This window comes from Enterobacter sp. RHBSTW-00175, assembly GCF_013927005.1.
Taxonomy (GTDB): Bacteria; Pseudomonadota; Gammaproteobacteria; order Enterobacterales; family Enterobacteriaceae; genus Enterobacter.
Genome location: NZ_CP055930.1, coordinates 3,596,977 through 3,617,692 on the forward strand (window position 1 = coordinate 3,596,977; position 20,716 = coordinate 3,617,692).

Genomic DNA, 20,716 nt, shown 5'->3' on the forward strand with positions numbered 1-20,716 from the left:
CAAATGATCGATTATGAAGTATTGCGTTTTATCTGGTGGCTGCTGGTTGGTATTTTGCTGATTGGCTTTGCTGTCACCGACGGTTTCGACATGGGGGTGGGGATGCTCACCCGTTTCCTCGGTCGTAATGACACCGAGCGTCGAATTATGATCAACTCCATTGCCCCGCACTGGGACGGTAACCAGGTGTGGCTCATCACCGCTGGCGGCGCGCTGTTCGCTGCCTGGCCGATGGTCTACGCGGCTGCGTTTTCCGGCTTCTATGTGGCGATGATTTTGGTGCTGGCGTCTTTATTCTTCCGTCCGGTGGGTTTCGACTACCGTTCCAAGATTGAAGACACCCGCTGGCGCAACATGTGGGACTGGGGCATCTTCATTGGTAGCTTTGTTCCACCGCTGGTGATTGGTGTGGCGTTCGGTAACCTGTTGCAGGGTGTTCCGTTCCACATTGATGAGTACATGCGTCTTTACTACACCGGTAACTTCTTCCAGCTGCTGAATCCGTTTGGTCTGCTGGCGGGCGTGGTGAGTGTGGCGATGATCATTACTCAGGGCGCGACTTACCTGCAAATGCGTACGGTAGGTGAACTGCATCTGCGTTCACGTGCAACTGCTCAGTTGGCCGCTCTGGTGACGCTTGTCTGCTTCGCACTGGCCGGTGTCTGGGTGGTGTACGGTATTGATGGCTACGTGGTGACCTCTGCGATGAACCATGCTGCGCCGTCTAACCCGCTGACGAAAGAAGTTGTGCGTCAGGCTGGTGCCTGGATGACTAACTTCAACAACATGCCTGTGCTGTGGGTTATCCCGGCTCTGGGTGTTCTGTTGCCGTTGCTGACTGTACTGACGTCCCGTCTGGAAAAAGGCGCCCTGGCGTTTGTGTTCTCTTCGCTGACGCTGGCGTGCATTATTCTGACGGCAGGTATCGCGATGTTCCCATTCGTTATGCCGTCCAGCACCATGATGAACGCAAGTCTGACCATGTGGGATGCAACATCTAGCCAGCTGACACTGAACCTGATGACGTATGTTGCGTGTGTGTTCGTACCGATTATCCTGCTCTACACCACCTGGTGTTACTGGAAAATGTTCGGTCGTATCACGAAAGAAGACATTGAACGCAACACTCATTCCCTGTACTAAGTAAGGAGCTGAATATGTGGTATTTCGCATGGATTTTGGGGACGCTTCTTGCCTGTGCATTTGGCATCATTACTGCCCTGGCGCTTGAGCACGTTGAAGCGTCCAAAGCGGGTGACGAAAAGCACTAATGAACATTATCGCGATGCTTTACGCGGTAATGGATAAGCGCCCGTTAAGGGCGCTTTCTTTAGTGATGGCATTACTGCTGGCAGGTTGTATTTTCTGGGACCCTTCGCGTTTTGCAGCGAAGACCAGCGAGCTTGAGATTTGGCACGGTTTGTTCATCATGTGGGCCGTGTGCGCAGGTGTTATTCACGGCGTTGGCTTTCGTCCGAAAGCCATTCACTGGCAGGGTATTTTCTGCCCGCTGATTGCCGATCTGGTGCTTCTCGCTGGGCTGATTTTCTTCTTCTTCTGAATAAGAAATGTCCGTTAATCATATGGGCTTACCCGAGCCCATAAAAATTTACTCTCCGTTTACTTTCTCCCATTCCAAACCACCTTTCCCGCGCGTATAGTAGCGAAGTTTAAAAGAGTTAACTTTTGTTGCATTACCGGGATGTAAAGTGAATACAACGCTGTTTCGATGGCCGGTTCGTGTCTACTACGAAGATACCGATGCCGGTGGTGTGGTATACCACGCCAGCTACGTTGCTTTTTATGAACGGGCACGCACAGAGATGCTGCGCCATCATCACTTTAGCCAACAAGTGCTGTTGGCTGAGCGAGTTGCCTTTGTGGTACGCAAGATGACGCTTGAGTATTTTGCGCCTGCCAGACTCGACGATATGCTCGAAGTCCAAACAGAAATAACATCAATGCGCGGAACCTCACTGGTGTTCACGCAACGGATCCTCAATGCAGAGAACACGGTACTGAACGAAGCTGAAGTACTGATTGTCTGTGTTGATCCACTCATCATGAAGCCTCGTGCGCTTCCTAAGTCTATTGTCGCGGAGTTTAAGCAGTGACTGACATGAATATCCTTGATTTGTTCCTGAAGGCAAGCCTTCTGGTTAAACTTATCATGTTGATTTTGATTGGTTTTTCAATCGCATCCTGGGCCATCATCATCCAGAGAACGCGTATCCTCAATGCCGCTAGCCGCGAGGCTGAAGCGTTTGAAGACAAGTTCTGGTCTGGTATCGAACTTTCCCGTTTGTATCAGGAAAGCCAGGGGCGTCGGGATAACCTCGCAGGCTCCGAACAAATTTTTTACAGCGGTTTCAAAGAATTTGCCCGTTTGCATCGTGCTAATAGCCATGCACCGGAAGCGGTTGTTGAAGGTGCGTCCCGTGCGATGCGCATTTCCATGAACCGTGAACTGGAAACCCTTGAAACGCATATTCCGTTCCTTGGCACAGTAGGTTCCATCAGCCCGTATATCGGCCTGTTCGGTACGGTGTGGGGGATTATGCACGCCTTTATCGCCCTGGGTGCGGTGAAGCAGGCGACATTGCAGATGGTTGCTCCGGGTATTGCAGAAGCACTGATCGCGACCGCTATCGGTCTGTTCGCCGCTATCCCGGCGGTTATGGCGTATAACCGTCTGAATCAGCGTGTGAACAAACTGGAACTGAACTACGACAACTTTATGGAAGAGTTCACCGCGATTCTGCACCGTCAGGCGTTTACCAGCACCGAGAGTAACAAGGGGTAAACCATGGCCAGATCGCGTGGACGAGGTCGTCGCGAGCTCAAGTCCGAAATCAATATCGTTCCGCTGCTGGACGTACTGTTAGTGCTGCTGCTTATCTTTATGGCAACAGCGCCGATAATCACCCAGAGCGTGGAAGTGGATCTGCCGGATGCGACAGAATCACAGGCGGTAAGCACCAATGACGATCCTCCGGTTATCATTGAGGTTTCCGGCGTAGGGCAATACAGCGTGGTGGTAGAAAAAGATCGTATGGATCAGTTACCGCCAGAGCAGGTGATTGCTGAAGCGCAGCGCCGCCTGGAGTCAAATCCGAAGACGGTCTTTTTAATCGGTGGCGCAAAAGATGTGCCTTACGATGAAATTATAAAAGCGCTGAACTTGCTCCATAGCGCGGGCGTTAAGTCTGTTGGCTTAATGACGCAGCCTATTTGATCACCTGCTAGCAGTGGGATACGAGTTTTTGGGAACCGATAGTGTCAAAGGCAACCGAACAAAACGATAAGCTTAAGCGAGCGATAATTATCTCCGCAGTGCTGCACGTTATTCTTTTTGCGGCACTGATCTGGAGTTCGTTCGACGAGCATATAGATGCATCAGCTGGCGGTGGTGGGGGGTCTTCCATCGACGCCGTCATGGTGGATCCTGGTGCGGTAGTACAAAACTATAATCGCCAGCAACAACAGCAGGCGAGTGCAAAACGTGCTGAAGAGCAGCGTGATAAACAGGCGCAACAGCAAGCTGAGGAACTGCGTGAAAAGCAGGCCGCGGAGCAGGAGCGTTTGAAGCAGCTCGAGAAAGAACGTTTGCAGGCGCAGGAAGCAGCGAAAGAGCAAGCGGAACAGCAGAAACAGGCTGAAGCCGCCGCTAAAAAAGCGCAGGAACAGCAGAAACAAGCCGAAGAAGCCGCAGCAAAAGCGGCTGCTGACGCGAAAGCTCAGGCTGACGCACAGGCAAAACTGGCCGCAGAAGCCGCGAAGAAAGCCGCAGCGGATGCCCAGAAACAGGCTGAGGAAGCAGCGAAGAAAGCGGCTGCCGATGCTCAGAAGAAAGCTGAAGCAGAAGCTGCGAAGAAAGCCGCAGCAGATGCCCAGAAGAAAGCTGAAGCAGATGCAGCGAAAAAAGCCGCTCAGGAAGCTGAGAAGAAAGCTGCCGCCGACGCTGCTAAGAAAGCGGCTGCCGCTGAGAAAGCCGCTGCGGAAAAAGCCGCTGCTGCTGAGAAGGCTGCTGCCGCTGCTGCGGCCAAGAAAGCCGCCGCCGCTGAAAAGGCTGCTGCCGATAAAGCTGCTGCCGCTGAAAAAGCTGCTGCTGATAAGAAAGCCGCTGCGGCTGAAAAAGCTGCTGCTAAAAAGGCTGCTGCGGAAAAAGCCGCTGCTGCCTCGGGAGTGGATGACCTGCTGGGCGACCTGAGTTCTGGTAAGAATGCGCCGAAAGGCACAACCAGTGGTAGCGCAGGTGGTTCATCTCCTGCTAAAGGAAGTAAGCCGGGGCAGGGTGGTGCATCTCAGGCAGAGATTGCTTCGTACATATCACAGGTTCAGGCAGCCATTCGTGGTCACCTGTATGACTGGGATACCTACAAAGGCAAAACCTGTACTTTGCGTGTAAACATTGGTTCAGACGGCTCGATACTTAGTGTGAAATCGGAAGGTGGGGACGATGCGTTCTGTCAGCAGATGCTGTCTGCGACCAGCAGAATGACCAAGTTCCCTAAACCGCCATCTCAGGCTGTGTATGAAACGTTTAAAAATGCACCACTGGACTTCAAACCTTAAGTTACATTTTCCCCGTGCAAACGGGGAAAAATAGACCAGGTTTAGTCACAGGGTTCTGGTAGTTTTGTCTATTTGAGTTTGTTAACATTCTGCTAAATTATCGCGGGTAAGGTTACCCAGATAAGGGAGATATGATGAAGCAGGCATTACGTGTAGCATTTAGTTTCTTAATGCTGTGGGCAGCTGTGCTGCACGCAGAAGTACGTATCGAAATCACCCAGGGGGTGGACTCGGCACGCCCAATCGGTGTTGTTCCGTTCCAGTGGGCCGGTCCTGGCGCTGCACCAGAAGATATTGGTGGCATCGTTGCGGCTGACCTGCGTAACAGCGGTAAATTCAACCCGTTAGATCGTTCTCGTCTGCCTCAGCAGCCTGGTACTGCGCAGGAAGTTCAACCTGCAGCATGGTCTGCGCTGGGTATTGATGCGGTTGTTGTAGGCCAGGTTACTCCTGGCCCGGACGGCGGCTATAACGTGGCTTATCAGCTGGTGGATACCGGCGGTGCGCCAGGTACCGTTCTGGCTCAGAACTCTTACAAAGTGAACAAGCAATATCTGCGTTATGCTGGCCACACGGCGAGTGACGAAGTGTTCGAAAAGCTGACCACGATTAAAGGCGCTTTCCGTACTCGTATCGCTTATGTGGTACAGACCAACGGTGGTCAGTTCCCGTATGAGCTTCGCGTGTCCGATTACGATGGTTACAACCAGTTCACTGTTCACCGTTCTTCACAGCCGCTGATGTCTCCGGCATGGTCACCAGACGGTTCTAAACTGGCTTATGTTACCTTTGAAAGCGGTCGTTCTGCACTGGTTATTCAGACGCTGTCTAACGGTGCTGTACGCCAGGTTGCGTCCTTCCCGCGTCACAACGGTGCGCCTTCATTCTCACCGGATGGTTCTAAACTGGCATTTGCTCTGTCTAAAACCGGTAGCCTGAACCTGTACGTGATGGACATTGGTTCTGGTCAGATCCGCCAGGTGACGGATGGTCGTAGCAACAACACTGAGCCGACCTGGTTCCCGGATAGCCAGAACCTGGCGTTTACTTCCGACCAGGCAGGCCGTCCACAAATCTATAAAGTGAATGTCAACGGCGGTGCTCCGCAGCGTATTTCCTGGGAAGGTACACAAAACCAGAACGCAGACGTGAGCAGCGACGGTAAGTTTATGGTAATGGTCAGCTCCAACGGTGGGCAGCAACACATTGCCAAACAAGATCTGGTAGCGGGTGGCGTTCAAGTTCTGTCGTCAACGTTCCTGGATGAAACGCCAAGTCTGGCACCTAACGGCACTATGGTAATCTACAGCTCTTCTCAGGGGATGGGATCTGTGCTGAATCTGGTTTCTACAGATGGGCGTTTCAAAGCGCGTATTCCGGCTACTGATGGACAGGTAAAATCACCTGCCTGGTCGCCGTATCTGTAAATAATAATTAATTGATTACTAAAGGAATCATAGAAATGCAACTGAACAAAGTGCTGAAGGGGCTGATGATCGCTCTGCCTGTAATGGCAATCGCAGCGTGTTCTTCTAACAAGAACGCAAGCAATGACCAGAGCGGCGAAGGCATGATGGGTGCCGGCACCGGTATGGACGCGAACGGCAATGGCAACATGTCTTCTGAAGAGCAAGCGCGTCTTCAGATGCAGCAGCTGCAGCAGAACAACATCGTTTACTTCGATCTGGATAAGTACGACATCCGTTCTGACTTCGCTGCGATGCTGGATGCTCACGCTAACTTCCTGCGTAGCAACCCATCTTACAAAGTCACCGTAGAAGGTCACGCGGACGAACGTGGTACTCCAGAGTACAACATCTCCCTGGGTGAGCGTCGTGCTAACGCTGTTAAAATGTACCTGCAAGGTAAAGGCGTTTCTGCTGACCAGATCTCCATCGTTTCTTACGGTAAAGAAAAACCAGCAGTACTGGGTCATGACGAAGCGGCTTACTCCAAAAACCGTCGTGCCGTACTGGTTTACTAAGAGAATTGCATGAACAGTAACTTCAGACATCATCTGTTGAGTCTGTCGTTACTGGTTGGAATAGCGGCCCCCTGGGCCGCTTTTGCTCAGGCACCAATCAGTAGTGTCGGCTCAGGCTCGGTTGAAGACCGTGTCACTCAACTCGAGCGTATTTCTAATGCTCATAGTCAGCTTTTAACCCAACTCCAGCAGCAACTTTCCGATAACCAAACCGATATTGATTCTTTGCGTGGGCAGATCCAGGAAAGTCAGTATCAGCTTAATCAGGTTATGGATCGTCAGAAGCAGATCATGTTGCAAATCGATAGCCTTAGCAACGGTGGTGCAGCTGCACAGCCAGCAGCGGGCGATCAGAGTGGTGGTGCTGCGGCAACACCGGCTCCGGCAGCAGATGCTTCAGCCTCGACAGGTGCGCCTGTACAGAGCGGTGACGCGAATACGGATTACAATGCGGCCATTGCACTGGTACAGGACAAATCTCGTCAGGAAGATGCAATCGTTGCGTTTCAAAACTTCGTCAAGAAGTACCCTGATTCCACTTACCAGCCAAATGCGAATTACTGGCTTGGTCAGCTGAATTACAACAAGGGTAAGAAGGATGATGCGGCGTTTTATTTTGCCTCCGTGGTGAAAAATTACCCAAAATCACCTAAAGCACCTGATGCGATGTTCAAGGTCGGCGTGATCATGCAGGACAAAGGTGATACCGCAAAGGCAAAAGCAGTCTACCAACAGGTTGTGACGAAGTTCCCGGGTACCGAAGGTGCCAAACAGGCGCAAAAACGTCTGAGTTCGATGGGATGATTACCGCATGACCAGAAATCGCCTTATTTCTGGTCGTGCAGCATGATTACTAAGCAGTTAAGTGATCTTCATCGAAATTTTTGTTGCGCAGAATTCTTAAATCAGTAATATATGCCGCCGTTGCCACGGGATATCAAACAACGTGAAAGCAGCGCAAAAGTGGGTCGTTAGCTCAGTTGGTAGAGCAGTTGACTTTTAATCAATTGGTCGCAGGTTCGAATCCTGCACGACCCACCACTAATCTGGTGGATAGTAGTAATTCAGCGTGAAGGATAACGTTGCGTAAGCAACGGCCAGTAGGGCGAGGCAAAGCCGAGTCATCCTGCACGACCCACCAATTAAAGCAGTACCGGTAATACAGAGTGGGTGATTAGCTCAGTTGGTAGAGCATCTCCTTTACACGGAGGGGGTCGGCGGTTCGAGCCCGTCATCACCCACCACTCGGGTCGTTAGCTCAGTTGGTAGAGCAGTTGACTTTTAATCAATTGGTCGCAGGTTCGAATCCTGCACGACCCACCAATTCTTATTGGTTCCGAGTGATAATTCAGGCAATACCCAGATGGGTCGTTAGCTCAGTTGGTAGAGCAGTTGACTTTTAATCAATTGGTCGCAGGTTCGAATCCTGCACGACCCACCAGCCTGAATAAATTTGAAGTACATCCCGCAAGGGGTCGTTAGCTCAGTTGGTAGAGCAGTTGACTTTTAATCAATTGGTCGCAGGTTCGAATCCTGCACGACCCACCAATGTAAAAAAGCGCCCTAAAGGCGCTTTTTTGCTATCTGCGATTTGAACGATTCGAACCTGCCGCAGGTTCGAGCCGAACAACGTGAGGCAGCGGAGCCGTTTACGGCGACGACCCGAAGGGCGAGCGAAGCGAGTCATCCTGCACGACCCACCAATGTAAAAAAGCGCCCTAAAGGCGCTTTTTTGCTATCTGTTATTCCGATATGTTTCGACCTTGTGGGTCGGGTTAGGCAAAGCCGCCACCCGACAAATGCTGCGCGCACCTAATTCCGGTGACTTTTAAGCTCAAATTCGCTATCTTGTTTAGTATACAAAACACAATTGCCACCCGTTTTGCTATGTCATGCAAAAGAAAGGCAATATTGTTAAGCCAGTAAAACGAGAAGCCAAAATGAGTGTGATGTTCGATCCAGAAGCCGCGATCTATCCTTTCCCGCCAAAACCCGTCCCGCTAACCCTGGATGAAAAACAGTTTTACCGTGAGAAAATCAAGCGACTTCTCAAAGAGCGCGATGCTGTGATGGTGGCGCATTACTACACCGACCCTGAAATTCAGCAACTGGCGGAAGAGACCGGCGGTTGTATCTCCGATTCCCTGGAGATGGCGCGTTTCGGCGCAAAACATCCGGCTTCCACGTTACTGGTAGCGGGCGTGCGTTTTATGGGGGAAACGGCAAAGATCTTAAGCCCGGAAAAAACTATCCTGATGCCGACGTTGAACGCCGAATGTTCACTCGATCTCGGTTGCCCTATCGAGGAATTCTCCGCGTTCTGCGATGCGCATCCTGACCGTACTGTCGTGGTCTACGCCAATACCTCTGCCGCGGTCAAAGCACGTGCAGACTGGGTCGTGACCTCCAGCATTGCGGTAGAGTTGATTGAACATCTCGATAGCCTGGGTGAAAAAATTATCTGGGCACCCGATCGTCATCTTGGGAACTATGTTCAAAAGCAAACCGGTGCTGATGTTCTCTGCTGGCAGGGGGCATGTATTGTGCATGATGAATTCAAAACGCAAGCGCTGGCACGTATGAAAGGGTTATACCCACAGGCGGCTATTCTCGTTCACCCGGAATCACCACAGTCGATTGTTGATATGGCAGATGCCGTTGGGTCAACCAGTCAGCTGATTAATGCTGCGAAAACGCTGCCGCACAAGCAGCTTATTGTGGCCACCGATCGCGGCATCTTCTATAAGATGCAACAGGTCGTGCCGGAAAAAGAGCTGCTGGAAGCACCGACCGCAGGAGAGGGCGCAACATGCCGTAGCTGTGCCCATTGTCCGTGGATGGCCATGAACGGCCTGAAAGCCATTGCGGAAGGGTTAGAAACTGGAGGTGTAGCCCATGAAGTTCATGTTGATGCTGCGTTGCGTGAAGGCGCGTTAATTCCGCTTAACCGAATGCTGGATTTTGCGGCTACACTACGTACTTAATTCAAAACGCCCAGGGGAAAAGATGGATTTTTTTAGCACGCAAAACATTCTGGTTCATATACCGATTGGTGCGGGTGGCTACGACCTGTCATGGATTGAAGCTATAGGCACTCTGGCTGGCCTGCTTTGCATCTGGCTGGCCAGTCTGGAGAAGATCAGCAACTACGCGTTTGGGCTTATCAACGTCACGTTGTTTGCGATTATTTTCTTCCAGATCCAACTCTATGCCAGCCTGCTATTACAGCTGTTCTTCTTTGCCGCGAATATTTATGGCTGGTATGCCTGGTCGCGTCAGAACAGCCAGCAGGAAGCAGAACTCCAAATCCGCTGGTTGCCGCTGCCCAAGGCAATCGCCTGGTTTGCGGCCTGCGTTGTCGCCATCGGCTTTATGACTGTGTTTATCAACCCGGTGTTCGCCTTCCTGACGCGCATTGCGGTGTCAATAATGTCTGCGCTTGGGTTGAATGTCACCCTGCCAGAGCTCCAGCCTGATGCCTTCCCGTTCTGGGATTCCTGCATGATGGTGCTGTCGATTGCGGCAATGATCCTCATGACCCGCAAGTACGTCGAAAACTGGCTGCTGTGGGTCATCATTAACGTCATTAGCGTGGTGATTTTTGCCCTGCAAGGTGTTTACGCTATGTCGCTGGAATATCTGCTGTTGACCTTCATTGCGCTGAACGGTAGCCGCATGTGGATAAACAGCGCGCGTGAACGTGGCTCACACGCGCTATCCAGTTAATGCTGGTGATGATGTGAATGACCGGACTGCATCTCGTTAAGATGGCAGTCCGGGCCATTACAGGGCTGATATTCCATCTGAATGGTTGCGTGAGCAATCTCGTAGTGGTGTTCCAGGAAATGCTGAATGCGTTCAAGTAGCGCATCATGATCGTGAGGTGGTATCACCTGGACGTGCAGCGTCATAATTGGTTTTTCACCGACCAGCCAGACATGAACATGATGCACGTTTCGCACCTCAGGGATCGAGCGGCACAGGTTGCGCTTGAGAGCCGGGATGTCCAGCGAAGTGGGAGCTCCCTCCAGTAACTCATTGACGCTCTCCTTCAAAAGCCGCCAGGCGCTGCGCAAAACAAGGCACGAAACCAGCACCGACAGGATCGGGTCAATAGGCGTCCAGCCTGTATAGAGGATAACCAGCGCAGCCACAACAGCCCCTACCGAACCGAGCAAATCCCCCAGCACATGAAGGGCCGCAGCCCGCACGTTCATATTCTTTTCGCCGCTACCGCGATGCAAGATCCAGAATGCCAGGATATTGGCAAGGAGCCCGGCAATGGCAATAACCATCATGGTTGCACCGGCTACAGGCTGCGGGTGTCTGAAACGCTGGAACGCCTCCCAGACGATAAGAATGGTAATAACAACCAGTGCAATGGCGTTAACAAAGGCTGCAAGGGTCGTGAGTCTGAGCCAGCCAAACGTATGACGGGCATTTGGCCGCCGGCGTGCAAACTGTACCGCCAGCAGTGCAAACAGCAGGGCGGCGGCGTCGGTAAGCATATGCCCGGCGTCTGCCAGCAGCGCCAGAGAGCCTGAAACCACCCCACCGATGACCTCGATGACCATAAAGGTTGCAGTAACCCCGAAAGCCAGCGCCAGCCGTTTGGCGTTGTCATCGGCCCAAGCGTGTGAATGGGAGTGTGCCATATCTATTTTCCTGGTTCATTTTTAGGTTAAGTGTAGAGTTTTTAATGTGTTACACAAACGTGTTTTTTGGCCTGTCTCTGCAAACCCCGGAGAGAGTGTAAAAGGTGGTTTACACTAAGCGGCGGGCAAGTTAGATTGAAAGCATTGCATTCAATACTAGAGTTATGGCAGAGCTGAATAGAAAATGAATTATCAGAATGACGATTTACGCATTAAAGAGATCAATGAGTTATTACCTCCAGTAGCACTCCTTGAAAAATTCCCCGCCACAGAAAACGCTGCAAACACGGTTTCCCATGCCCGCAAAGCGATCCATAAGATCCTGAAAGGTAATGACGATCGTCTTCTGGTGGTGATTGGCCCATGCTCCATTCACGATCCTGCGGCGGCCAAAGAGTACGCTTCCCGCTTGATTAAACTGCGTGATGAGCTGAAAGGTGAGCTGGAAATCGTGATGCGCGTTTATTTTGAAAAACCGCGCACTACCGTGGGCTGGAAGGGGCTGATTAACGATCCACACATGGATAACAGTTTCCAGATCAATGACGGCCTGCGCATCGCGCGTAAGCTGCTGCTGGAAATCAACGACAGCGGTCTGCCAGCTGCCGGCGAATTCCTGGACATGATCACCCCACAGTATCTCGCCGACCTCATGAGCTGGGGCGCCATCGGTGCACGTACCACTGAATCTCAGGTACACCGTGAACTGGCGTCCGGCCTTTCTTGCCCGGTTGGTTTTAAGAATGGGACTGACGGCACCATCAAAGTGGCCATTGACGCGATCAATGCTGCAGGCGCGCCGCATTGCTTCCTGTCAGTGACCAAATGGGGTCACTCTGCCATCGTGAACACCAGCGGTAACGGTGACTGCCACATCATCCTGCGCGGCGGTAAAGAGCCTAACTACAGCGCAAAACATGTGGCGGAAGTGAAAACCGGTCTTGAGAAAGCAGGACTGGCACCACAGGTGATGATCGACTTCAGCCACGCTAACTCCAGCAAGCAATTCCAAAAGCAGATGGACGTGGGCACGGACGTTTGTCAGCAGATTGCGGGCGGCGAAACCGCTGTTATCGGTGTGATGATCGAAAGCCACCTGGTGGAAGGCAACCAGAACCTGGAAGGCAGCGAGCCGCTGGTTTATGGCAAGAGCGTGACGGATGCCTGCATTGGCTGGGAAGATACTGACACGATTCTGCGTCAGCTGGCGGAAGCGGTAAAAGCACGCCGCGGCTGATACGAATTTTGGCAATAAAAAAGCGTGGATTGCTCCACGCTTTTTTTATGTCTGGCGAAAATTACTTCGCTTTACCCTGGTTCGCTACTGCCGCCGCTTTTGCAGCGATTTCATCAGCGTTGCCCAGATAGTAGTGTTTGATTGGTTTGAAGTTTTCGTCGAACTCGTACACCAGCGGCACGCCAGTTGGGATGTTCAGTTCGAGGATCTCGTCTTCACCCATGTTATCCAGGAATTTCACCAGCGCGCGCAGGGAGTTACCGTGAGCTGCGATGATAACGCGCTCACCGCTTTTCAGGCGTGGGAGAATGGTTTCGTTCCAGTAAGGCACAACGCGGTCGATGGTCAGCGCCAGGCTTTCGGTCTGTGGCAGTTCAGCATCGGTCAGTTTTGCGTAGCGCGGATCGTGGCCCGGGTAACGCTCGTCATCTTTGGTCAGCTCTGGTGGAGTTACCGCGAAGCCACGACGCCACTGTTTAACTTGCTCGTCACCGTATTTCTCAGCGGTTTCAGCTTTGTTCAGGCCTTGCAGGGCACCGTAGTGACGCTCGTTCAGTTTCCAGGATTTCTCAACTGGCAGCCATGCCTGATCCAGCTCGTCCAGGACGTTCCACAGAGTGTGGATGGCACGTTTCAGCACAGAGGTGTAAGCAAAATCAAAGCTGAAGCCTTCTTCCTTCAGCAGTTTACCCGCCGCTTTCGCTTCGCTTACGCCTTTTTCGGACAGGTCAACATCGTACCAACCGGTAAAGCGGTTTTCGTTGTTCCACTGGCTTTCGCCGTGGCGCACCAGAACCAGCTTAGTAATAGCCATCTCTTACTCCTCAAGCATTTTGAATGATAACAATTCTCATTATATTGCCGTGACCATGCCAGCGGCAACGCTTAACCATAACCATAGCGAAAATAGTCTCTCAGTGTAAGATGCTTGTGAATCCAGGGTTATGATTTTGTCTATGAGTGGCGCTATTTTCAGCAAGATGGGCAAAAAAAGCCCTCATGGCGAGGGCTCTGCTTTTATACTGCCGGATGACACCTGGTGTTATGCGTGAGGGATAAAATGATATTCCGTTACGCTAACGTACTCTTCACCCGGGCGCAGCACGCAGTCTGGCTGCGGCCATTCTGTATGGTTAGGGCTGTCCGGGAGGAACTCGCTTTCCAGCGCCAGACCCTGCCAGTCGCTGTACTCGTTATGTGTGCGGGCTGGCGTGCCGCCGAGGTAGTTGCCCGAATAAAATTGCAGGGCAGGGGCCGTGGTGTAGACCGTCATCTGCAACTTTTCATCCGCTGACCAGACGTGGGCTGCAGGCTGCTTCACGTCGCCTTTTGCCTGTAACAGGAAAGCGTGATCGTAACCTTTCACTTTGCGCTGATCGTCATCGCTCAGGAAATCCTGGGCGACAGATTTTGTCGCGCGGAAATCAAAGCTGGTGCCGCTCACCGATTTCAGGCCCTGATGCGGGATACCCATCTCATCGACCGGCAAATAGTCATCCGCCAGCAGCTGAAGCTTATGCTGGCGAACATCGCACTGGTTACCGTCGAGATTGAAATACGCGTGATTAGTCATATTGACCGGGCAGGCTTTATCGGTCGTTGCGCGGTACTCAATCGCAATACGGTTATCTTCCGTCAGGGTAAAACGTGCCGTGGCGGCGAGATTACCCGGGAAGCCCTGATCGCCATCGGGGGAGTCCAGCGAGAACAGCACTTCGCCATCATTCTGCCGAACAATCTGCCAGCGGCGTTTATCAAATCCTTCCGGCCCACCGTGCAGCTGGTTTTCGCCCTGGCTTGACAGCAGCGGATAGCTCACGCCATCCAGTTCAAAACGGCTTTTGGCGATGCGGTTGGCGTAACGGCCCACGGATGCGCCGAGATAGGCCGCCTGAGTGATGTATTGTTCCGGCGATGCGCAGCCGAGCAGGGTTTCACGCACGCTGCCATCAGGCATAGGCACACGTGCGGAGAGTAATGTTGCGCCCCAGTCCATCAGCGTAACCACCATCCCTGCGCTGTTGCGCAGGGTTAACAGGCGATACGGCAGACCATCCGGTGCGAGGGTTGGCGTTTCGTTTAGCACTGTCCCGCTCCTTGCGTTGCTTTACACACATAGAAGGTTTCTTTGATGCCGGTTTTGGCTTCGTATTGTTTCGCTACTGCATCCTGAACGGCCGGAACCAGCTCTTCAGGAATCAGCGCCACGATGCAGCCGCCAAAACCGCCGCCAGTCATGCGCACGCCGCCTTTATCACCGATGGTGGCTTTAACAATCTCAACCAGCGTGTCAATTTGCGGCACGGTGATTTCGAAATCATCGCGCATAGAGGCATGAGATTCGGCCATCAACTCACCCATGCGTTTCAAATCGCCTTTTGCCAGCGCTGAAGCGGCTTCAACCGTACGGGCGTTTTCCGTCAGTACGTGGCGAACGCGTTTAGCCACCACCGGATCAAGCTCATGGGCAACTTTGTTGAATTCATTGATTGAAACGTCGCGCAGGGCAGTCTGCTGGAAGAAACGCGCGCCGGTTTCACACTGCTCACGACGGGTGTTGTACTCGCTGCCTACCAGGGTACGCTTGAAGTTACTGTTGATGATAACGACCGCCGCGCCCTTTGGCAGCGGAACCGCTTTGCTTCCCAGCGAGCGACAGTCAATCAGCAGCGCGTGTTCTTTCTTGCCGAGGGCAGAAATCAGCTGGTCCATAATGCCGCAGTTGCAGCCAACGAACTGGTTTTCTGCTTCCTGGCCATTCAGCGCGATTTGTGCGCCGTCCAGCGGCAGATGGTAAAGCTGCTGGAACACAGTACCTACCGCCACTTCCAGCGAAGCCGACGAGCTCAGCCCGGCACCCTGCGGAACGTTACCGCTGATCACCAGATCGGCGCCGCCGAAGTTTTTATTGCGCTTTTGCAGATGCTTAACAACGCCGCGCACGTAGTTCGACCATTGCTGGGTATCGTGCGCAATAATCGGGGCATCAAGAGAGAATTCGTCGGTCTGGTTGTCATAATCTGCCGCTACCACGCGAACCTTGCGGTCATCACGTTTAGCGCAACTGATCACCGTCTGGTAATCAATGGCGCAGGGCAGCACGAAACCGTCGTTATAATCTGTGTGTTCGCCAATCAGGTTAACGCGGCCAGGCGCCTGAATAACGTGGGTGGCAGGGTAGCCAAATGCTTCAGCAAACAGGGATTGTGTTTTATCTTTCAGACTCATTTTTTTTAGACTCCTGATTCGCGATAGTGGACGTCGCTAACGGCACGCAGACGTTCTGCTGCCTGTTCTGCCGTCAGGTCACGCTGGGTTTCTGCCAGCATTTCGTAGCCCACCATAAATTTACGTACCGTCGCGGAACGCAGCAGCGGCGGATAGAAATGGGCATGTAACTGCCAGTGTTGGTTTTCTTCACCGTTAAACGGCGCGCCGTGCCAGCCCATCGAGTAAGGGAAGGAACACTGGAACAGGTTGTCGTAGCGGCTGGTCAGTCTTTTCAGCGCCAGCGCCAGGTCATCGCGCTGCGCATCGCTGAGGTCAGTAATGCGTTGCACATGTACTTTTGGCAGCAGCAGCGTTTCAAACGGCCAGGCAGCCCAGTAGGGTACAACGGCCAGCCAGTGCTCGGTTTCGACTACGGTACGGCTGCCATCTGCCAGCTCGCGTTGGGTGTAATCCACCAGCATTGGCGAGCCATTCTGCGCGTAATACGCTCTTTGCAGACGGTCTTCGCGTTCGGCTTCATTTGGCAGGAAGCTGTTTGCCCAAATCTGGCCGTGCGGGTGCGGGTTAGAGCAGCCCATCGCCGCACCTTTGTTTTCAAACACCTGCACCCAGGGATAGGTTTGGCCTAACTCTGCGGTCTGTGTCTGCCAGGTGCTCACCACCTCTTTCAGGGCCTCGATGCTCAGTTCCGGCAGCGTTTTGCTGTGATCGGGCGAGAAGCAGATCACGCGGCTGGTGCCACGTGCGCTTTCGCAACGCATCAACGGATCCTGGCTTTCCGGGGCATCCGGGGTGTCGGTCATCAGGGCCGCAAAATCGTTGGTGAAAACGTATGTGCCCTTGTATTCCGGGTTGGTATCGCCCGTGACGCGTGTGTTGCCCGGACACAGAAAACAGTCTGGATCATGCTGAGGCAGCGTCTGTTTTGCAGGCGTTTCTTGCGCCCCCTGCCAGGGGCGCTTAGCGCGATGCGGTGAAACCAAAATCCATTGCCCGCTGAGCGGGTTAAAACGACGATGTGGGTGATCGACGGGATTGAATTGCGTCATGACAAATCCTTAATTCGGATAGCCCTGCGGATGGCGTGACTGCCAGTGCCAGGTATCCTGTGCCATTTCATCGAGCGTGCGCGTTACACGCCAGTTAAGCTCTTTATCGGCTTTGGTTGCGTCAGCCCAGTAAGCCGGAAGGTCGCCATCGCGGCGGGGGGCGAAGTGATAATTCACCGGTTTGCCACACGCTTTGCTGAAGGCATTAACCACATCCAGCACGCTGCTTCCGACACCCGCGCCAAGGTTGTAAATATGCACACCCGGTTTGTCTGCCAACTGCTGCATCGCCGCAACGTGACCATCGGCCAGGTCCATGACATGAATATAGTCACGCACGCCGGTGCCATCTTCGGTTGGATAATCGTTACCAAAAATCGCCAGTGAATCGCGACGGCCAACGGCCACCTGCGCGATATACGGCATCAGGTTATTTGGAATGCCCTGTGGGTCTTCACCCATATCGCCTGATGGATGCGCGCCAACCGGGTTGAAGTAACGCAGCAGGGCGATGCTCCAGTCAGGCTGTGCTTTTTGCAGGTCGGTCAGGATCTGTTCCACCATCAGCTTGCTTTTGCCATACGGGCTTTGCGGCGTACCGGTAGGGAAGCTTTCGGCATAAGGGATTTTTGGCTGATCGCCATATACGGTAGCTGACGAGCTGAAGATAAAGTTTTTAACGTTTGCCGCGCGCATGGCTGAAATTAAGCACAGCGTACCGTTGACGTTGTTGTCGTAATACTCAAGCGGTTTTGCGACCGATTCGCCAACTGCTTTCAGACCCGCGAAGTGAATCACGGTTTCAATGGCGTGGTCGTGAAGGATTTCAGTCATCAACGCTTCGTTGCGAATATCGCCTTCGACGAAGGTAGGTTGTTTGCCGCCAAGACGTTCAATCACAGGCAGCACACTGCGCTTACTATTGCACAGGTTGTCGAGGATGATGACATCATGACCGTTTTGCAGCAGCTGCACGCAGGTATGACTACCGATGTAACCGCTACCACCTGTTACCAGAACTCGCATATTTCGCTCCATTGGGCTTATGGTATGAATTAACCATAGCATAACAGAGACACGAAAAGTGTGACATGGGATAAAATAGTGGAATCGTTTACACTAATCATCGCACCTTAATTTTGAATGGACGGTAGCATTCTAGATCAAAGAGATAACGTTGTAATGTTGCAGGTAATCTGAAAAGCGGGGGCAGAGCCCCCTTTGATTAATCGATTTTGCTCAGGAGATAGCGATAGCACTCACCATCCGGGATGAATTCCAGGCGGTGGGTAATGCAGGAAGGGGCATCTTCGGCGTGATGTGAAACAAACAACAGCTGGGTTTCACCTTCCCCGATCAGTACATCCACAAAGCGTCTAATCAACTGGCGATTGAGCGGATCAAGCCCCTGGAGCGGTTCGTCGAGAATCAACAAAGTTGGGTGTTTCACCAGCGCACGGACGATAAGCGCCAGCCGCTGCTGCCCCCACGACAGGCTATGAAACGGCGCGTCAGCGACCCGGTTATCCATACCCAGAATATCCAGCCACTGTTGCGCCAGCTTGTGCTGTTTGTCCGAAACCGCCTGATAAATGCCGATGGAATCGAAGAACCCCGACAAAATGACGTTACGCACCGTGGTACTGACACGGTAGTCCAGATGCAAACTACTACTAACGTAGCCAATATGCTTTTTGATGTCCCAGATGGTTTCGCCGCTTCCGCGACGACGGCCAAACAGGGTGAGATCGTTACTGTAACCCTGCGGATGATCGCCGGTTATCAGGCTCAGCAGCGTCGATTTCCCCGCTCCGTTAGGGCCAGTAATCTGCCAGTGATCGCCTGGGTTTACCGTCCAGCTCAGCTGGTTAAGGATAGGGCGATCGTTATAAGAAACCACACCGTTATGTAACACAATGCGCGGCTGGTGGGGATCTAAGCCGTGGCGGGCAGAAGGGGCGTCGGGCTCCGGAAGCGAAATGCCGTCCAGCTTTTCACTGTGCGCCAGCTGCGCAATCAGTGCCTGCTCCAGTAATGCGACTTTTTCACCGGTTTCGATCAGGCTACAGTCGGCTAAGACACCAGCATGCTGCACAAAATCCGGGATTTCATCAAAGCGGTTAAGCACCAGAACCAGGGTGTAACCTTGCTGATTGAGCTTTTCCAGCAGGGCTGCCAGCTGGGCACGGGATTGCACATCCAGCCCGTCGAAGGGTTCATCCAGGATCAGCAGTTCAGGCTCGCTCATCAGCGCCTGACACAGCAGCGTTTTTCGCGTCTCGCCGGTTGAAAGATATTTAAAACGTCTGTCCAGGAGGGCGGTGATACCGAATTGTTCGGCCAGATGCTGACAGCGTGCGCTGTCTTTTATTTCATCCTGGATTATCTCTGCCGTGGTGCGACCGGTATCTTCTTCACCTGGGCTGAGTAAGTCGGTGTTGTTACGTTGCCACTCATCGCTGACCAGCTTTTGCAGTTGCTCAAACGAGAGGCGAGTCAGGCGTGTAAAACCGCACTGACGCTCACCTTTAAGCTGAGTTAGCTCGCCTGCCAGCGCGCGCGCCAGGGCGGATTTACCGCTACCGTTTGTGCCGACAAAGGCCCAGCTTTCACCTGCGCGTAACGTTAAATCAGGAAGCGCCAGCGTTCGGGTATCGCTAAGACGAAACGTGCCTTGCGAAATATGCAATGATGACATGATTTATCCCATTTTTTGCAGCAATAAGCGTCAGGGATACGCACAGACGGCACGCTTGTCAATGCGCTTAGCATAATGTGGCGATAATCACCCGGTCTGCGTTGAAATATGCGGTGACGACAGCACCTTCCTCTAACTCATCCGCGTCGATGACCGGCACCGTGGCACACAGAATTTGCCCATCCGGTAACGTCATGAGCACCTCACACTGCTCCTCGCCGCGTTCAATGTGGCTGATTGCGCCGTGCAGTTGGTTATCGGCGTGTTTTGCCAGGTCAGGGTCGCGCGTGATGCTGACCCAGGGAGCTTTCAATAACACCAGAACTTCTTTGCCTTCATCTAGCCCGAGACGCTCTCCGCTTTGCGCGGTGATGGCCGCTTTCAGACGCGTAGCGCCGTCAGCCAGCAGGATCTCGATATGCTGCTGCACCTGCGAGTTGTCTCTTGCCGTTACGGTACCAAACCACTGGTTGCGGGCACTGGTCTGGAGCGAGAAACGGGAAATGGCGGCCAACAGGCTGTCCAGCGGAACGTTGTCGTCGTCACTTAAAACATCGAAAGCTTTTTGCTGTATCTGTGCCAGCAGATCGTAAAGCTGGATCAGACGTTGACCGTAGCGGGTCAGTACTGCTCCGCCACCGCCCTTACCGCCAGTCGCTCTGTCGACCAGTGTCTGCTCACTCAGGGTGTTCATCTCATTGATGGCATCCCAGGCGCTTTTGTAGCTGATACCCGCGTTTTTTGCCCCCTGGCTAATTGAGCCAGTTTGCTCTATTTGTTTAAGCAGGGCGATACGTCGCGGATCGGCGAAAAGCTTCTGCTGAAGTCGTAGGGTGAGGAGAATTTCGGCCTGCATAACAATGTCCTGGCAAAAAGTGTATTGTGACCCAAATGCCCCAGCGGGCAAAGCGCACCGCACAAAAGGGGATGTTTTTCTCACTTTTCAGGGTAGAATAAGACGTTCACAATGTCTGGAGAAAACCATGTTAGAGTTGTTGAAAAGTCTGGTATTCGCCGTGTTCATGGTACCAGTGGTGATGGCTCTCATCCTCGGTGCTATCTACGGCCTGGGTGAAGTGTTCAACGTGTTTTCGAACATCGGTCATAAAGACCAGCCTAAAAAGCAGCATTAATTCCCTACAAAACGCCCGGTCAGCCCGGGCGTTTTGCTCTCAAGTTTCTTCCTTTCACGCCGATATTATTCACAACATCGGGTGAGTTTACTCATTAATCGGTACGATTTATCGCTAGGATATCCCGACAGTTGTCGTTATATTCATATGTATA

General features: G+C 52.7%; 22 protein-coding genes, 5 tRNA genes and 1 other RNA gene. 20 read left to right on the forward strand and 8 right to left on the reverse strand.

Going from position 1 to position 20,716, the window contains the following annotated elements; all coding sequences use genetic code 11:
* Positions 1–3: 3 nt before the first annotated feature.
* From cydB to pnuC, 18 genes are all read left to right on the forward strand, one after another.
* On the forward strand, positions 4–1,143 hold the full coding sequence (gene cydB / locus HV107_RS17075) for a cytochrome d ubiquinol oxidase subunit II (RefSeq protein WP_014069385.1): 1,140 nt from the start codon (positions 4–6) through the stop codon (positions 1,141–1,143).
* Positions 1,144–1,157: 14 nt separating this feature from the next.
* Complete coding sequence (gene cydX / locus HV107_RS17080) at positions 1,158–1,271, forward strand: cytochrome bd-I oxidase subunit CydX (protein ID WP_182060060.1); 114 nt, start codon at positions 1,158–1,160, stop codon at positions 1,269–1,271.
* On the forward strand, positions 1,271–1,561 hold the full coding sequence (gene ybgE / locus HV107_RS17085; protein WP_182060061.1) for a cyd operon protein YbgE: 291 nt from the start codon (positions 1,271–1,273) through the stop codon (positions 1,559–1,561). The genes cydX and ybgE overlap by 1 nt, the downstream gene beginning before the upstream one ends.
* A gap of 148 nt (positions 1,562–1,709) precedes the next feature.
* Positions 1,710–2,114, forward strand: a complete 405-nt coding sequence (gene ybgC, locus HV107_RS17090; RefSeq protein WP_014069388.1) for a tol-pal system-associated acyl-CoA thioesterase — start codon at positions 1,710–1,712, stop codon at positions 2,112–2,114.
* Entirely contained in the window at positions 2,111–2,803 is a 693-nt protein-coding gene (tolQ, locus tag HV107_RS17095; protein ID WP_182060062.1) for a Tol-Pal system protein TolQ, read from the forward strand. Before ybgC ends, tolQ begins: the two co-directional genes overlap by 4 nt.
* A gap of 3 nt (positions 2,804–2,806) precedes the next feature.
* Positions 2,807–3,235, forward strand: coding sequence for a colicin uptake protein TolR (tolR, locus tag HV107_RS17100; protein ID WP_003858589.1), 429 nt, complete (start codon positions 2,807–2,809; stop codon positions 3,233–3,235).
* Positions 3,236–3,276: 41 nt separating this feature from the next.
* Positions 3,277–4,575: a cell envelope integrity protein TolA gene (gene tolA / locus HV107_RS17105; RefSeq protein WP_182060063.1), complete on the forward strand. Its 1,299-nt coding sequence runs from the start codon at positions 3,277–3,279 to the stop codon at positions 4,573–4,575.
* A 134-nt stretch (positions 4,576–4,709) separates the two neighbouring features.
* On the forward strand, positions 4,710–6,002 hold the full coding sequence (gene tolB / locus HV107_RS17110; protein WP_182060064.1) for a Tol-Pal system beta propeller repeat protein TolB: 1,293 nt from the start codon (positions 4,710–4,712) through the stop codon (positions 6,000–6,002).
* Between the two features lie 35 nt (positions 6,003–6,037).
* Positions 6,038–6,559: a peptidoglycan-associated lipoprotein Pal gene (gene pal / locus HV107_RS17115; protein WP_003858578.1), complete on the forward strand. Its 522-nt coding sequence runs from the start codon at positions 6,038–6,040 to the stop codon at positions 6,557–6,559.
* A 9-nt stretch (positions 6,560–6,568) separates the two neighbouring features.
* Positions 6,569–7,363: a cell division protein CpoB gene (gene cpoB, locus HV107_RS17120; RefSeq protein ID WP_182060065.1), complete on the forward strand. Its 795-nt coding sequence runs from the start codon at positions 6,569–6,571 to the stop codon at positions 7,361–7,363.
* A 161-nt stretch (positions 7,364–7,524) separates the two neighbouring features.
* Positions 7,525–7,600 (forward strand) — tRNA-Lys (locus tag HV107_RS17125).
* Positions 7,601–7,727: 127 nt separating this feature from the next.
* Positions 7,728–7,803 (forward strand) — tRNA-Val (locus HV107_RS17130).
* Between the two features lie 3 nt (positions 7,804–7,806).
* A tRNA-Lys gene (locus HV107_RS17135) sits at positions 7,807–7,882 on the forward strand.
* 42 nt (positions 7,883–7,924) lie between these two features.
* A tRNA-Lys gene (locus tag HV107_RS17140) sits at positions 7,925–8,000 on the forward strand.
* Positions 8,001–8,031: 31 nt separating this feature from the next.
* Positions 8,032–8,107 (forward strand) — tRNA-Lys (locus tag HV107_RS17145).
* A 29-nt stretch (positions 8,108–8,136) separates the two neighbouring features.
* Positions 8,137–8,262: non-coding RNA, RtT sRNA (locus HV107_RS17150), on the forward strand.
* Between the two features lie 237 nt (positions 8,263–8,499).
* Positions 8,500–9,543, forward strand: coding sequence for a quinolinate synthase NadA (gene nadA, locus HV107_RS17155; RefSeq protein ID WP_182060066.1), 1,044 nt, complete (start codon positions 8,500–8,502; stop codon positions 9,541–9,543).
* Between the two features lie 22 nt (positions 9,544–9,565).
* Positions 9,566–10,285, forward strand: coding sequence for a nicotinamide riboside transporter PnuC (gene pnuC / locus HV107_RS17160; protein WP_182060067.1), 720 nt, complete (start codon positions 9,566–9,568; stop codon positions 10,283–10,285).
* Here the strand turns inward: pnuC and zitB are convergent.
* Entirely contained in the window at positions 10,282–11,214 is a 933-nt protein-coding gene (zitB, locus tag HV107_RS17165; protein ID WP_182060068.1) for a CDF family zinc transporter ZitB, read from the reverse strand. The two genes, pnuC and zitB, sit on opposite strands and share 4 nt — an antisense overlap.
* A gap of 184 nt (positions 11,215–11,398) precedes the next feature.
* Here zitB and aroG point away from each other — a divergent pair, with 184 nt between their 5' ends.
* Positions 11,399–12,451, forward strand: a complete 1,053-nt coding sequence (aroG, locus tag HV107_RS17170) for a 3-deoxy-7-phosphoheptulonate synthase AroG (protein WP_182060069.1) — start codon at positions 11,399–11,401, stop codon at positions 12,449–12,451.
* Between the two features lie 61 nt (positions 12,452–12,512).
* Here aroG and gpmA read toward each other — a convergent pair whose 3' ends face one another.
* The 7 genes from gpmA to modE form a co-directional block, all read right to left on the reverse strand.
* Entirely contained in the window at positions 12,513–13,265 is a 753-nt protein-coding gene (gene gpmA, locus HV107_RS17175; protein WP_014069398.1) for a 2,3-diphosphoglycerate-dependent phosphoglycerate mutase, read from the reverse strand.
* A gap of 228 nt (positions 13,266–13,493) precedes the next feature.
* Positions 13,494–14,537, reverse strand: a complete 1,044-nt coding sequence (galM, locus tag HV107_RS17180) for a galactose-1-epimerase (RefSeq protein WP_182060070.1) — start codon at positions 14,535–14,537, stop codon at positions 13,494–13,496.
* Positions 14,531–15,679, reverse strand: coding sequence for a galactokinase (gene galK, locus HV107_RS17185; RefSeq protein ID WP_182060071.1), 1,149 nt, complete (start codon positions 15,677–15,679; stop codon positions 14,531–14,533). The genes galM and galK overlap by 7 nt, the downstream gene beginning before the upstream one ends.
* 5 nt (positions 15,680–15,684) lie before the next feature.
* Positions 15,685–16,731 carry a galactose-1-phosphate uridylyltransferase gene (gene galT / locus HV107_RS17190; protein ID WP_182060072.1) on the reverse strand — a complete coding sequence of 349 codons (1,047 nt, stop codon included), beginning with the start codon at positions 16,729–16,731 and terminating at the stop codon, positions 15,685–15,687.
* Positions 16,732–16,740: 9 nt separating this feature from the next.
* The gene (gene galE / locus HV107_RS17195) at positions 16,741–17,757 is read right to left on the reverse strand and encodes a UDP-glucose 4-epimerase GalE (protein ID WP_182060073.1); all 1,017 of its coding nucleotides are present in this window, start codon (positions 17,755–17,757) and stop codon (positions 16,741–16,743) included.
* A 199-nt stretch (positions 17,758–17,956) separates the two neighbouring features.
* Positions 17,957–19,429, reverse strand: coding sequence for a molybdate ABC transporter ATP-binding protein ModF (gene modF, locus HV107_RS17200; RefSeq protein WP_182060074.1), 1,473 nt, complete (start codon positions 19,427–19,429; stop codon positions 17,957–17,959).
* A gap of 67 nt (positions 19,430–19,496) precedes the next feature.
* Positions 19,497–20,285: a molybdenum-dependent transcriptional regulator gene (gene modE, locus HV107_RS17205; protein ID WP_182060075.1), complete on the reverse strand. Its 789-nt coding sequence runs from the start codon at positions 20,283–20,285 to the stop codon at positions 19,497–19,499.
* A gap of 127 nt (positions 20,286–20,412) precedes the next feature.
* Here modE and HV107_RS17210 point away from each other — a divergent pair, with 127 nt between their 5' ends.
* Positions 20,413–20,562, forward strand: a complete 150-nt coding sequence (locus HV107_RS17210; protein ID WP_182060076.1) for an AcrZ family multidrug efflux pump-associated protein — start codon at positions 20,413–20,415, stop codon at positions 20,560–20,562.
* Positions 20,563–20,716: the final 154 nt, after the last annotated feature.